This is a genomic window from Paenibacillus sp. FSL R7-0163 (assembly GCF_037969975.1).
GTDB lineage: Bacteria > Bacillota > Bacilli > Paenibacillales > Paenibacillaceae > Paenibacillus_AQ > Paenibacillus_AQ odorifer.
Map to the genome: position 1 here is coordinate 2,075,247 of NZ_CP150224.1, position 13,436 is coordinate 2,088,682.

Here is a 13,436-nt window from a genome sequence, read left to right on the forward strand (position 1 = left end):
TTGGAAATTATGTATCTAATCTATTTAAATCATACAATCAATAGGACTCCAAGGGAATTGTAAAGGGTTATATTTTCATATGAAAGTAGCCAAAAAATTTGACATTGAAAATGAGTTTATGTTATATAAAAAGAAGAATTAGCACTCATCTAAGAAGAGTGCTAATCACGGAATGATGAATAATAAGGTTATTTTGAAAGGAGATTTATTTATTCATGGCCAAAAAAGAGTTTAAAGCCGAATCGAAAAGATTGCTGGAAATGATGATTAACTCCATTTATACTCAACGGGAAATTTTCCTGCGTGAACTGATTTCCAATGCAAGTGATGCGATTGATAAGATCTATTACAAAGCCTTAGCTGATGAAGGCCTGGTCTTCAATAAAGAGGATTATTATATTAAAGTGACCGCCGATAAGGCGAACAGAACCTTGACGATTTCCGATACAGGTATCGGGATGACACAAGAAGAGCTGGAGAATAACTTAGGAATTATCGCGAAGAGTGGATCTCTTGCTTTTAAGAAAGAGAACGAAGCTAAAGATGGCCACAACATCATCGGACAGTTCGGGGTGGGCTTCTACGCTGCGTTTATGGTGGCTGATGACGTTATAGTGATCAGTAAGGCATTAGGAAGCGACGAGGCCTTTAAATGGGAGTCTAAGGGCGCTGACGGCTATACCATCGAGACTGTTGAGAAGGATTCTGTCGGCACTGATGTGATTTTGAAGATTAAAGAGAATACTGAAGAAGATCAATATGATGAATATTTGGAAGAATATCGCCTGAAATCCATCATTAAAAAATACTCCGACTTCATCCGTTTCCCAATCAAAATGGACTTGAAGGAACAAAAGCCAAAAGAAGGCACGGAGAATGAGTTCGAAGAAGTTGTTCAAGAACAAACCGTAAACAGCATGGTGCCAATCTGGCGCAAGAACAAAAGCGAGCTGACTACAGAAGATTACGATAACTTCTATGCAGAGAAACGTTACGGCTTCGATAAGCCGCTTAAACATATTCATATCAGTGCTGATGGTGCTGTAGTGTACAATGCGATTTTGTTCATCCCAGAAAATACACCGTTTGACTATTACACAAAGGAATATGAAAAAGGTCTTGAGCTCTATTCCAACGGTGTGTTGATCATGAACAAATGTGCGGATCTGCTGCCTGATTACTTCAGTTTTGTAAAAGGTATGGTGGACTCAGAGGATCTTTCCTTGAACATTTCCAGAGAGATGCTCCAGCATGACCGTCAGCTGACTTTGATCGCTAAGAATATTAAGAATAAAGTGAAAAGCCAACTGCAAAGCCTGCTGAAGGATGAAAGAGAGAAATATGAGCAGTTCTATAATGCTTTTGGCAGACAGCTTAAGTTTGGTGTTTATAACGATTATGGGATGCACAAAGACACCCTCCAAGATTTACTGATGTTCTACTCCTCCAAGGAGAAGAAGCTGGTTACGCTGGACGAATACGTCTCAAGAATGCCAGAAGATCAGAAGTATATCTACTATGCTTCCGGAGAGTCGATCGACAGAATCGAGAAGCTCCCGCAAACCGAGCTTGTATCGGATAAAGGGTATGAAATTCTCTACTTCACTGATGATATTGATGAATTTGCGATCAAGATGATTCAGTCTTATAAGGAAAAAGAATTTAAATCCGTATCCAGCGGAGATCTGGGGATCGAAGCCGACGAAGCGGACAAGCCAACGGAAGCGGAAGAGAACGAAAACAAGGAGCTTTTTGAAGCGATGAAGGACATCCTGTCCGGCAAAGTGAAAAATGTTAAAGCTTCCAAACGTTTAAAGACTCATCCGGTATGTCTCTCTGCAGAAGGTGAGCTGACGATCGAGATGGAGAAAATTCTGAAATCGATGCCGAATGGCCAAGAGGTGCAAGCGGATAAGGTACTTGAAATCAACATCCATCACGAAGTATTCCAGTCCTTGAAGGCGGCAGCAGAGAACGACAAAGAAAAGCTCGGTTTATACACGAACCTGCTGTACAACCAAGCGCTGTTGATCGAAGGTCTACAGGTTAGTGATCCTGTTCAATTCACCAATGATATTTGCAAAATCATGAAATAATATGAAGTACAGAGACCATCCAATTGTATTATGATTGGGTGGTCTTTTTTATTTCAGCATTTCATTTTGTTGTGCGAAAAAGGTAGTAATCAATTTCAGAGTCATTATTTGTGCAACCGCTGATCGAATAGATAATTTCACCTTGTGTGCTTTTTTTACTCGTCACTTCGGAGCAGGTATCGGTTCTGACTCCTGTGTTGCTTCCACCGAATGCATCATTAGAGGTATCATAGCTATAATTAATCACGTTACCGTCAAATTTCAAATCCTTAAATATAGGATCGCCTTCATCTGTGTAACTTGTAACGCGTATATTGTCTGCTTTTTTGCTGGAGAGATTCGTTATAAATTGCTCGAATTTATCGAGGTTGTACACTTTTTCCCAAGAAACAATATCCCCTCTACTGATGGCTTCTTTGGAAGTATAGGGCTCACTTTTAGGTACAGAATTGACTTGATTATCGGAGCAACCCCATACCCCTGCTAGTAAAAGAACAGAGAGTGTAAGCAAATTTACCTTTTTCACTGAGGGACCTCCTTGTAACGTATTTATATAAAAGACGGAGATTAACTGGAAAAGTTACAGTGAGCTTGATTTTTCACATTGACAATAAACAACAAATTGATTATTATTTTCTCTAACTTGAATATGTAAAAGCAAAGAAGAGAAAGAGTACCACGGCAATTCTTTCAACAGAGAGCTCCGGTCGCTGAAAAGGAGTAAAGAAAACCCTTGGGAATATGGTCTCAGAGCTGCGCATCGAAACCTTATGGGTTGTAGGCTGCGCCGGAACCTGCATCCGTTACAGTGCTAGGGTATAAACGTTAATTAACGTCGTACCTGAAGAGGTAAATGTCATGAGGCATTTATAAAATTAGGTGGTAACACGTGAGTAGAACTCTCGTCCTTTGTGGATGGGAGTTTTTTTGTTGTCAAAAAAAGGAGGAGAAGGTTAATGAGTAATGTGTTTATAGGTGGTGCTTGGCCGTATGCGAATGGATCTTTACATCTTGGGAGATTATCAAGTGTGTTGCCTGGGGATGTGCTGGCACGATATTTTCGCTCCAAAGGGGATAACGTATTATATGTATCAGGCAGTGATTGCCATGGCACACCCGTAGCGGTTCAGGCTGCGAATGAAGGGATTACACCCGGAGCTTTTGCAAGCAGATATCATGAGGAGTTTCTGAAGTGTTTTAAACAGCTGGGATTTAGTTATGATCTATATACTCGAACGGATCAACCGCAGCATCATAAGGTCGTGCAAGAGTTGTTTACAAAGCTACTAGAGAATGGTCATTTACATAAAAAAACCATTGCGCAATGTTACTGCGAGGTGGATCAGCGCTTTTTGCCAGACAGATATGTGGAAGGGACTTGTCCGGTATGTGGCCAGCGGGCGCGAGGGGATCAATGTGATTATTGTTCTACGATTCTAGATCCTGCCGATTTGTTAGACAGAGTCTGCAAATTATGTGGTAATACACCATCAGAAAGGCCGACAGAACATTATTATCTTAGCTTATCTAATTTTCAGTCTGAATTAACGGAATATGTAGAGGAAGCACAATTTTGGAGAGATAACGCTATAAAACTGACCAAACGTTATTTACAAGAAGAGCTGCAGGACCGCGCGGTAACAAGAGACTTGTCTTGGGGTGTAGATGTTCCTGTGGCTGGATTTGAAGATAAAAAGATTTATGTTTGGATTGAGGCGGTAAGTGGTTATTTATCAGCCAGTAAGCAGTGGGCTGCACAGTCCGGAGGAAGCTGGGAGGATTTTTGGTTAGAGGAAAAAGGGGAGATTACTGCTTATTATGTGCATGGTAAAGACAATATTCCTTTTCACACTTTAATATGGCCGGCTGTGTTATTAGGAGCTGGAGGTCTGCATTTACCGGACAGGATTATATCTAGCGAATATTTAACCCTTGAAGGGCAGAAGTTCTCCACTAGCCGAAACTGGGCGGTCTGGGTACCTGATATTTTAGAGCGGTATCAGCCAGATTCTATTCGTTATTTCTTAATTGCTAATGGACCCGAGAAGCGGGACACGGATTTTTCCTGGAGAGAGTTTATTTATAGCCATAATGGAGAGCTGCTTGGAGCATTTGGTAACTTTGTGAACCGTTCATTGGCTTTTGTAGATAAGTTTTATGAAGGGAAAGTGCCGAATGGGCAATTGGATAAGGGGTGGAATGACAACATTGACCTCTTGTATCTCGAATCAGGGCGGCTTATTGAGGCTGGGAATCTAAAAGATGCGCTGGAGTATATTTTTTCTTATGTGCGCAAGGCAAACCAGTATTTCGACCTGCAAAAACCATGGATACAGATAAAAGAGGATCAGGTTTCTTGTGATTCTGCAATATACACATGTGTGCAGATTATTGCGAACCTAGCGAATTTGTTACATCCGTTTCTGCCGTTCTCTTGTGACAAGATCAGGGGGTTCCTGTCGTTAGAACTACCGAATTGGCAGCCTTGCTCGGTACCCCCTTACCAACAGGTTACTGATTTACAATTATTGTTTGAACGAATTGATATTAACCGTATTAAAGAAGAAGAGGATAGGCTCGTTCAACAGCAAGTGAATAAATAGAGCTGGTATTATCCATTCTTGAAACTCTCAATAAACTTTGAAGCCAATGATGACAAGTATTTATCCTTAATCCAGACGGCGGCGACCCGCGTGCGTAGTGATTCACTACTAATTTCTTTATAGATCAAATTACTATTACTCGTTAATTCGAAAGCGGATTTGGGGATGATTCCGATGCCAAGACCAGCGTTTGCCCAGAGCAGTGTTGTTCTAGCATCATCATTCATACAGAAAATCAGCGGATCAAAGCCGTTCTCAAGACATGTTTCCCGGATAAGCTGCTCAAAACGGCGGTAGATAATAAGCGGCTTATCCTTTAGCTCACCGATCTCAATAAAGTTTTCATCCGTTTTCCAGTCATACTCAGGTGTCATTACGGCAATCATAGGTTCAGCTTGTGTGTAAAGACATTCTAAATTTGTACCATTAAAGGGTGTCCTAACAATCCCGACTTCGACAATGCCTTTATTCAAGAGGTCAATGATTCTAAAGGTATTTCCTTCATGAATCTCAAACTTCACACCTTTATAGGTTTTGTGAAATTCACATAGCCGATCTTGAAGCAACGTAGCTCCAGAGGAAGAAACTGTACCAATGGCTAGGGTTCCTTTTAAACCTTTGACAAAATCAGTGAGCTCACGGGCAGTGGAATCTGCCAGCTCCAGAATTTGTTGGGCACGGTCCCGCAAAATGGCTCCAGCTTCAGTGAGCTGCACGCTGCGTGGACCTCGTTCCACTAGCTTTACACCGAGTTCTTCCTCCAGGAGCTTTAGCTGCTGGCTCAGTGGAGGCTGGGCCATTTGCAGTTTTTTGGCTGCAGATGTGATCTGTCCTTCCTCAGCTATCGCCATAAAATATTTAAGCTGTCTAATATCCATATAAAAATCCTCCGAACTTGAGATATGCTAATCGTATGGGAGCGATACGAATCCAATATTATTAATATGTGAGTAGATATGCCATAATCATAACTGTTCTTATACATATTTCAAGTGGTTAAATACTTCTTATGTTGGGTGTGGATAAATTTGTTCAAAATTGCAGTATATTTAAAGCCGTACAAAAAAGAAGCGATCATTGGACCGATCTTCAAACTGATGGAAGCGATTCTGGAGCTGATTTTGCCTACCATTGTCGCATTGATCATCAACAACGGGGTTGGCAATCATGACAGCGCCTATGTTTACCGCATGGGTGGCCTAATGGTTCTGATGTCACTGCTTGGCTTCGGCTGCTCCATGGTATGCCAATACTATGCAGCCCGGGCTTCACAGGGATTCGGTACGACACTACGCAATAAGATGTTTAGACATATTACATCCTTGTCGTATGCTGAACTGGATACCTTAGGTACGCCTACACTGATTAATCGGATTACCAATGACGTAAACCAGCTGCAAATTGCTGTGGCCATGCTGATTCGTCTAGTTATTCGTGCACCGTTTATCTGCATCGGGGCTATCCTAATGTCCATGATTTTGGATTTTAGATTATCGCTGATTCTAATAGCGGCAACACCGGTTTTTGGCATTATTTTATATTTTATTATCACCCGCAGTGCTCCTTTGTACCGAAAATACCAGCAGAAGCTGGATGCCCTTGCGCTCGTACTGAGTGAGAATTTATCGGGGATTCGAGTGATTCGTGCTTTTGCCAAAAGACGTACAGAAAAAGAACGTTTTGATGCCTCATCTGATGATTTGACTACTACGGCGATCCGGGTTTCGCGGATTTCTGCTTTGCTTGGGCCGATGACTACACTTGTAGTAAATGCGGCGATCATAGCTATTTTGTGGGTAGGCGGAATTCATATCGATGGGGGCCGATTGTCTCAAGGGGAGATCATTGCCTTCATCAATTACATCACTCAGATCTTGCTGGCGCTGATAGTGGTCTCCAACTTGGTTATTATTTTTACAAAAGCCTCATCCTCAGCGAATCGTGTGAATGAAGTGCTTGGTGTTAAGGTATCCGTGTCCGAGGAAGGAAATGCATTGATTGCAGAACCTGCCCCTGCTGCCCCTGCTATACAATTCGATCACGTATCCTTTGGGTATAATACGACAGGTGAATCGGCATTAGAGGATATATCTTTAGTAATTAATCGCGGAGAGACCGTGGGCCTGATTGGCAGTACGGGTTCAGGTAAGTCTACTTTTGTGAATTTGATCCCTCGTTTTTATGATGTGGTGCAAGGTGAAGTGAAAGTGGATGGTGTGGATGTCAGAGATTACAAGCTGCACCAGCTTCGTGAGAAAATAGGGATTGTACCGCAAAAAGCTGTGCTGTTTACAGGAACAATCGCTGAGAATATACGTTGGGGTAAGGAAGATGCAACTGAGGAAGAAATCATGCAGGCAGCCTCTATCGCTCAAGCGGAGGAGTTTATACGTAAATTACCCGAAGGCTTGAATACGCAAGTATCTCGTGGTGGATTAAATTTATCCGGTGGACAAAAGCAGCGCTTAACCATAGCTCGTGCAGTAGTAGGTAAGCCATCGATTCTTATTTTGGATGACTCCTCCAGTGCGCTGGATTTCTCCACAGATGCGGCACTTCGAAAGGCTCTTAAAGAGAGCAGCCAGGAAATGACCGTGCTCCTTGTCTCGCAGAGGGTAAGCACTGTAAGACAAGCGGATAAAATAATGGTATTTGAGGAAGGGCGGATCGCCGGTGTCGGAACCCATGAGGAGCTGATGCGGGGTTGTGAAGAGTATAAAGAAATCTGCCTGTCCCAGCTATCAAGTGAGGAGTCGGGCCAATGAACAAAAACAACATTTGGAAAAGACTTATTGTATACACAGGGCATTATAAAAAAATAGCTATAGGCGCAGTAATCTGCGCAATACTCAGTGTGATTGCCAGTCTAATTGGCCCGTTGCTTATCGGCAGCGCCATCGATTTTATGATCGGGCCGGGAGAGGTTGATTTTGACGCCGTACTTAGACTGCTTTTGATTCTGGCAGGGGTGTATATTGTCGGCAGCTTTTTCGGATGGCTTCTTACCTACCTGACTAATCGAATTGCCTACCGGACTGTATATGACTTACGGCGGGAGCTTTTTGATAAATTAAATGTTTTGCCGTTAAAATTTCATGATAACCACCCGCAAGGGGACAGCATCAGCCGGTTTGTTAATGACATGGATGCGGTCTCTGATGGACTGCTGCAAGGCTTCTCAACACTGCTCACGGGGATCATCACCATCGTGGGGGCAATTGCACTCATGTTGTACATTAGTCCTTTAATGACCTTAGTTGTTCTTCTGTCAGCACCCGTTACATTTTTTGTGGCAAGATTCATTACGATGCGCTCCCAGAAGATGTTTAAGGAGCAGGCTAAAATTCTGGGCGGTCTCAACGGATACGTGGAGGAAATGATCGGCGGACAAAAAGTGGTCACTGCTTATCATTATGAAGACCGTGCACTGACCCAGTTTGAAGAACGAAACGAGACTTTGTACCAGACTGGCGTGAAATCACAATTTTACGGTTCTTTGTCTAATCCGACAACACGGTTAGTAAATAATATTACCTTCTCTGTTATCGCGATGATCGGAAGTGTTATGGTGATTCGCGGGCTTATGACGGTAGGGGATTTGTCCAGCTTTTTGATCTTCTCCAACTTGTTCGCTAAGCCGTTTAATGAAATTACAGGTGTGATTACGCAGCTTCAATCGGCAACAGCATCAGCGCAGCGGATTTTCGCCATTCTAGACCTATCGCCAGAACCAGCTGATGCAACAGACGCCAAAATTATGAATACAAGCCAAGGAACAATTACCTTTGAAAAAGTATCCTTTGCTTATAATCCTGAACGTCCTCTGATTAATGATTTCAGTCTGGAAGTGAAACCAGGTACCCGGGTTGCAATTGTAGGGCAGACGGGAGCGGGGAAGACGACACTGGTTAATCTGCTTATGCGTTTTTATGATGTGGATAGGGGTTCCATCAAGATTGACGGCGTGGATATCAAGACGATTACCCGGGACAGTCTGCGGCGTAATTTCGGGATGGTGTTGCAGGACACTTGGCTGTTTGGCGGCACAATTAGAGAAAATATTGCCTACGGTAAACCTGAGGCTACCGAAGAAGAGGTCATCGCTGCTGCTAAGGCTGCTAATGCTCATAGCTTCATTAAACGCCTGCCTGAGGGATATGATACGAAGATCAGTGGCTCAGGAGATAATTTGTCGCAAGGACAAAAGCAGCTGCTAACCATAGCACGAGTGATGCTCGTAGATACACCTATGCTCATTTTGGATGAAGCCACCAGCAGTATTGATACGCTGACTGAGGTACGGATTCAGAAGGCTTTTCTAAAAATGATCGCAGGCCGGACCAGCTTTGTAATTGCCCACCGTTTGTCAACGATTCGAGAATCGGATCTCATTCTTTTCATGAAGGACGGAGACATTGTGGAGAGTGGTACGCATGACCAACTCCTAGCTAGCGGTGGATATTACGCCAGATTATATAACAGTCAGTTCGCATCAGCGTAGACTTTGCATTTAGAAAAAAGAGCATTCAATCCCGAATTTGGGGGTGAATGCTCTTTTTGTCGGGTGGATAGTTAGTTTGGCTAAGCTTAGCTTGGCTTGGCTTGGCTTGGCTTACCTTACCTTACCTTACCTTACCTTACCTTACCTTACCTTACCTTACCTTACCTTACCTTACCTTACCCTTGCGGACCGTATTGCAGCTAAATTGTGTTTTTGGCGCCTTTTTTCAAAGTAACGGACTGCATAGCACTTATTCGGCTGATTTTGCAGCAAAAAGGAGCGGATATGGCACAATAGCTGCATCTGAGTCCGAACGAAGTGGAAAAAGGCATGATTTTGTGAAATTAGGGCGCCTCGGTCCAATACGTAGGAATGGCAGCCATCGCCAAAGGTAAATTGCTTCTGTTCCAGTGTAGAATGCTTAGAAAGTAGTTCGCTTACGTGCCAAGGTAGTTAGCTCATCGTCCCCAAAGTAGTTTGCTTAGCGTTCAAAGTAGTTAGCTCATCGTCCCCAAAGTAGTTTGGATAGCGTTCCAAAGTTAGTTATCTCACCGTCCCCAAAGTAATTTGCTTAGCGTTCCAAAGTAGCTATCACATCGTCAGCAAAGTAGTTTGTTTACCCTTGCGGACCGTATTGCAGCTAAATAGTGTTTTTGGCGCCTTATTTCAAAGTAACGGACTGCATAGCACTTATTCGGCTGATTTTGCAGCAAAAAGGAGCAGAAATGGCACAATAGCTGCATCTGAGTCCGAACGGAGTGGAAAAAGGCATGATTTTGTGAAATAAGGGCGCCTCGGTCCTATACATCGTGGCACCAACGAAGTCGATTGTTTAGCGTTCAAAAGTAAATTGCTTACCCTTACGGACCCGGTTACTATTCACCTCGCGCGCTATAGGGTGGGAATTTCCGATAAAAATATTTGTGAACGAATGAACTATCTGGACGGGCTAAACGTATTATAAGAAACGTATATTGAAGACGACGAAGCTATAGTAAATATGACTTCTCGAGAGTGTTATGAGATTGGAAGGGGAGTGGCAAGATGTTGACAATCAAACATTTTACCAAGAGCTACAAGGGTGGCAAGAAGGCGGTAAATGATCTGAATTTGGTGGTCGAAAAAGGTGACATCTATGGCTTTATCGGTCATAACGGTGCGGGGAAAACAACAACTATCCGAGCAGTGGTCGGAGTTTTAGATTTTGAGGAGGGAGATATCGAGATTGGTGGGTACTCCATTAAAAAAGATCCCTTAGCCTGCAAAGCGATTACTGCGTATATTCCAGATAATCCGGATCTATACGATCATCTGACGGGCATTCAGTACTTGAATTTTATTGGTGATCTTTTTAGTGTATCGAAAGCGGATCGGGAGTTATTGATAAAGAAGTATAGCGATGAATTTGAGATTACCTCTAATCTGGGGGATTTAATCTCCGCATATTCTCATGGTATGAAACAGAAACTCGCGATTATCTCCGCGCTTATTCATAAACCGAAGCTACTCGTTCTGGATGAACCCTTTGTGGGACTTGATCCAAAAGCGGCACACACGCTCAAGAAAATCATGGCGGAGATTTGCAGCCAGGGCAGTGCGATCTTTTTTTCGACGCATGTACTGGATGTGGCCGAGAAGCTCTGTAATAAGATTGCCATTATCAAAGCGGGTGAATTGATCACTCATGGGAAAACAGAAGAGGTGAAAGGTGACAGTAGCCTTGAAGATGTGTTTTTGGAGTTGATTAAACATGATTAATATCTGGCGATTGACGAAAATTCAGCTGATCTCATCGTTTGGGTTAAATAAAGCTTTGCATACAAGGGATATGAAAGAAAGACGAAAAATGCTTTTGCTGAGCATCGGTATCTTAATAGGGATTGTCATGATGGCAGTAGTTTCATTTGGATATAGCTTCATGATAGCAGAGACCCTTGAACAGATAGGCCGGCCAGAGCTGCTGCTTGCGATTATGATGGCTGTTACTTGCTTGATTGGATTTTTTACAACGATCTATAAGGCGAGTGGGGTATTATTTGGCTCCAAAGATTACGATCTCGTAATGTCGTTGCCTATCAAAACGAGCCATATCGTAGCAAGCCGTGTAGTTCAGCTCTATGTGCTGAATATACTGTTCTCATTGATGGTGATGGTGCCAGCAGGTGTAGTTTATGCTATAAAGGTAAATCCGGCAGTAGTATATTATTTATTTTTCATGATAACGCTGCTATTTATCCCATTAGTGCCAATCATTGCTGCAACAATTATAGGGGCATTGATTAGTTGGATTTCCTCACGTTTTAAAGGAAGTCGTTTAATAAGTCTCATTCTGACTTTTGCCGTAATCATTGTTATTATTTTGGGTTCAGGCCAAATGAATGGGAATGACCCGCAGTTACTTGCGGATATGAGCACACAAATTGCCGATCAAATCTTCAACTTATATCCTTTGACGGTTATGTATGTAGATGCTGTCTGCTCGTATCAGGTAGCTCCTTTGCTATTATTTATAGGGATTTCGTTACTTTCTTTTATGTCGTTTACCCTTATTCTTGGCAGCAAATATAAAGCAATACACACAGGCCTTACGACTTCTTACTCAAAGAATAAGTATCAAATGAGGTCACTTGCAGTCTCTTCACCGCTTTACACATTGTATAAAAAAGAGCTGCGCCGCTATTTCAGTTCTTCTATATATGTGCTAAATACGAGTATCGGTATGGTTATGTTACTTGTCATGGCGATTACCTTACTGTTTGTTAGCTCAGAGCAATTAGGACAAATTATTGAGATACCTGAACTCTCTAACTATCTAAGCAGATTGGCGCCACTATTTGTTTCCCTCTTTGTAGCATTAAGCTGCACGACATCGAGTTCGATTTCGCTTGAAGGTAACCATATTTGGATTTTAAAAAGCGCCCCCGTTCCGACAAAAACCATATTATTAAGTAAAATCGCAGTGAATCTCACCATTACAGTACCGATTGTGATTGTTAGTAGTGTGCTTCTTATGATTTCTCTGGGCACAGGCTGGATGGAGAGCTTGTTATTGCTAATAATCCCCGTCCTATACGCTTGTCTTACCGCAATGGTAGGTGTGATCGTTAACTTGAAGCTTCCTAAACTGGAGTGGACCAATGAAGTCTCTGTAATTAAACAAAGTGCTTCGGTCCTTGTAGCGATGATTATAGGATTTATCAGCTTGCTGATTCCATTTGGTTTGAGTTTTCTTTTATCCGATCTAAATGGTAATCTCGTTATGTTAGGTATTGGTGTGGTGATATTTGTGGCATGTGGAGTGATGTATAGATACATTCAGTCCAAAGGAGAACTTTTATTTCGGGCTCTTTAAAAAAGGGCATTCCAAAAGCCGAAATCGGCTGCTGGGATGCCCTTTATTTGTGCCAAGATTTATTGTCGTGAAAAATCCCCTAAGCTCTACTGTCGCTCATTAGCTAACTGTTCAATTCCACTCACCATTATTTTTAGACCTGTATAGAACATCTTATCGGAGCCAATTTCATTAAAGATATTGTTTTCGTACATTCGTTTTATAACATTAGGTCCATCCCCTGATAAGTGCTCAAGCGATTGTTTAAATACCTCTCTAGCATCTCCATTAGGTTCATTTTTCATGGCTAAGTCAATTCGATCCTGCTCATATTTGTCCAATTCGAAAGAGATTACATAGTTTAACACGCAAGCAATTAAGGAGAATTTGTCACTATCGCTTAAAGGAAGATGATCCACGATCTGAAGCAAAGTATTCAGTAAAGATAGATAATTAGGTTCAGAAGGCAAGGTTCTCATCATCAGCTGAGCCGAGCAAGGATACTTATGTAAAACCCCGCGGATTCGATCTGCAAAATGAAAAAGCTGTTCTTGCCAATCACCTTCGAGATTCGCAGTTTCGAGGGCTTCTTTGGCGATCTCATTAGCCAGTGTCTGGAAAATACTCTGTTTACTCTTAAAATGCCAATAGAGAGAGGCGGCTTGTATATTTAATAGTTCTGCTAATTTACGCATACTAAATGCCTCTATGCCGATATCATCTAGCAGCTCCCAAGAAGCTTTTATTATATCTTGTTCAGTGATTTGCAGATTTTTGATTCTCATCGAAACGACCTCCTGTTACTGTCTTCTTTTATCATAAGCGAAGATGGATGGCTGGTCTACCATCGTTAGATTACCGGTTTATCTTACACTGTTAGATATTTTTATTTACAAGCAAATAAA

General features: G+C 42.2%; 9 protein-coding genes and 1 other annotated feature. Of the genes, 6 read left to right on the forward strand and 3 right to left on the reverse strand.

The window, feature by feature from the left end; genetic code table 11:
* The first annotated feature begins 215 nt into the window (after positions 1 to 215).
* A complete protein-coding gene (gene htpG / locus NST45_RS09250) occupies positions 216 to 2,096 on the forward strand; it encodes a molecular chaperone HtpG (RefSeq protein WP_036688374.1) in 1,881 nt (626 codons plus the stop codon).
* Positions 2,097 to 2,157: 61 nt separating this feature from the next.
* On the opposite strand, the gene NST45_RS09255 is transcribed toward htpG, so the two are convergent.
* On the reverse strand, positions 2,158 to 2,622 hold the full coding sequence (locus NST45_RS09255; protein WP_051491574.1) for a DUF4362 domain-containing protein: 465 nt from the start codon (positions 2,620 to 2,622) through the stop codon (positions 2,158 to 2,160).
* A gap of 125 nt (positions 2,623 to 2,747) precedes the next feature.
* Positions 2,748 to 3,009, forward strand: a binding site (T-box leader).
* Positions 3,010 to 3,052: 43 nt separating this feature from the next.
* Here NST45_RS09255 and metG point away from each other — a divergent pair.
* Positions 3,053 to 4,699 carry a methionine--tRNA ligase gene (gene metG, locus NST45_RS09260; RefSeq protein WP_339825408.1) on the forward strand — a complete coding sequence of 549 codons (1,647 nt, stop codon included), beginning with the start codon at positions 3,053 to 3,055 and terminating at the stop codon, positions 4,697 to 4,699.
* 8 nt (positions 4,700 to 4,707) lie between these two features.
* Here metG and NST45_RS09265 read toward each other — a convergent pair whose 3' ends face one another.
* Entirely contained in the window at positions 4,708 to 5,577 is an 870-nt protein-coding gene (locus NST45_RS09265; protein WP_036688370.1) for a LysR family transcriptional regulator, read from the reverse strand.
* A gap of 150 nt (positions 5,578 to 5,727) precedes the next feature.
* Between NST45_RS09265 and NST45_RS09270 the strand changes: the two genes are divergently transcribed.
* The 4 genes from NST45_RS09270 to NST45_RS09285 all read left to right on the forward strand — a co-directional run bounded on the left by NST45_RS09270 (position 5,728) and on the right by NST45_RS09285 (position 12,552).
* Entirely contained in the window at positions 5,728 to 7,464 is a 1,737-nt protein-coding gene (locus tag NST45_RS09270) for an ABC transporter ATP-binding protein (protein ID WP_076106321.1), read from the forward strand.
* Positions 7,461 to 9,200, forward strand: a complete 1,740-nt coding sequence (locus NST45_RS09275; RefSeq protein WP_036688366.1) for an ABC transporter ATP-binding protein — start codon at positions 7,461 to 7,463, stop codon at positions 9,198 to 9,200. Before NST45_RS09270 ends, NST45_RS09275 begins: the two co-directional genes overlap by 4 nt.
* Before the next feature lie 1,044 nt (positions 9,201 to 10,244).
* Complete coding sequence (locus NST45_RS09280) at positions 10,245 to 10,958, forward strand: ABC transporter ATP-binding protein (protein ID WP_076146508.1); 714 nt, start codon at positions 10,245 to 10,247, stop codon at positions 10,956 to 10,958.
* Positions 10,951 to 12,552, forward strand: coding sequence for a hypothetical protein (locus NST45_RS09285; protein ID WP_076146506.1), 1,602 nt, complete (start codon positions 10,951 to 10,953; stop codon positions 12,550 to 12,552). Before NST45_RS09280 ends, NST45_RS09285 begins: the two co-directional genes overlap by 8 nt.
* An 86-nt stretch (positions 12,553 to 12,638) precedes the next feature.
* Here the strand turns inward: NST45_RS09285 and NST45_RS09290 are convergent, their stop codons facing one another.
* Complete coding sequence (locus tag NST45_RS09290) at positions 12,639 to 13,316, reverse strand: TetR/AcrR family transcriptional regulator (protein WP_038571872.1); 678 nt, start codon at positions 13,314 to 13,316, stop codon at positions 12,639 to 12,641.
* Positions 13,317 to 13,436: the final 120 nt, after the last annotated feature.

Bases quoted from the DNA above. Each gene is read 5' to 3' on its own strand.
- NST45_RS09290 (WP_038571872.1), bottom strand. From the start codon at position 13,316: ATGAGAATCAAAAATCTGCAAATCACTGAACAAGATATAATAAAAGCT.
- metG (WP_339825408.1), top strand. From the start codon at position 3,053: ATGAGTAATGTGTTTATAGGTGGTGCTTGGCCGTATGCGAATGGATCT.
- htpG (WP_036688374.1), top strand. From the start codon at position 216: ATGGCCAAAAAAGAGTTTAAAGCCGAATCGAAAAGATTGCTGGAAATG.
- NST45_RS09275 (WP_036688366.1), top strand. From the start codon at position 7,461: ATGAACAAAAACAACATTTGGAAAAGACTTATTGTATACACAGGGCAT.
- NST45_RS09285 (WP_076146506.1), top strand. From the start codon at position 10,951: ATGATTAATATCTGGCGATTGACGAAAATTCAGCTGATCTCATCGTTT.
- NST45_RS09280 (WP_076146508.1), top strand. From the start codon at position 10,245: ATGTTGACAATCAAACATTTTACCAAGAGCTACAAGGGTGGCAAGAAG.
- NST45_RS09265 (WP_036688370.1), bottom strand. From the start codon at position 5,577: ATGGATATTAGACAGCTTAAATATTTTATGGCGATAGCTGAGGAAGGA.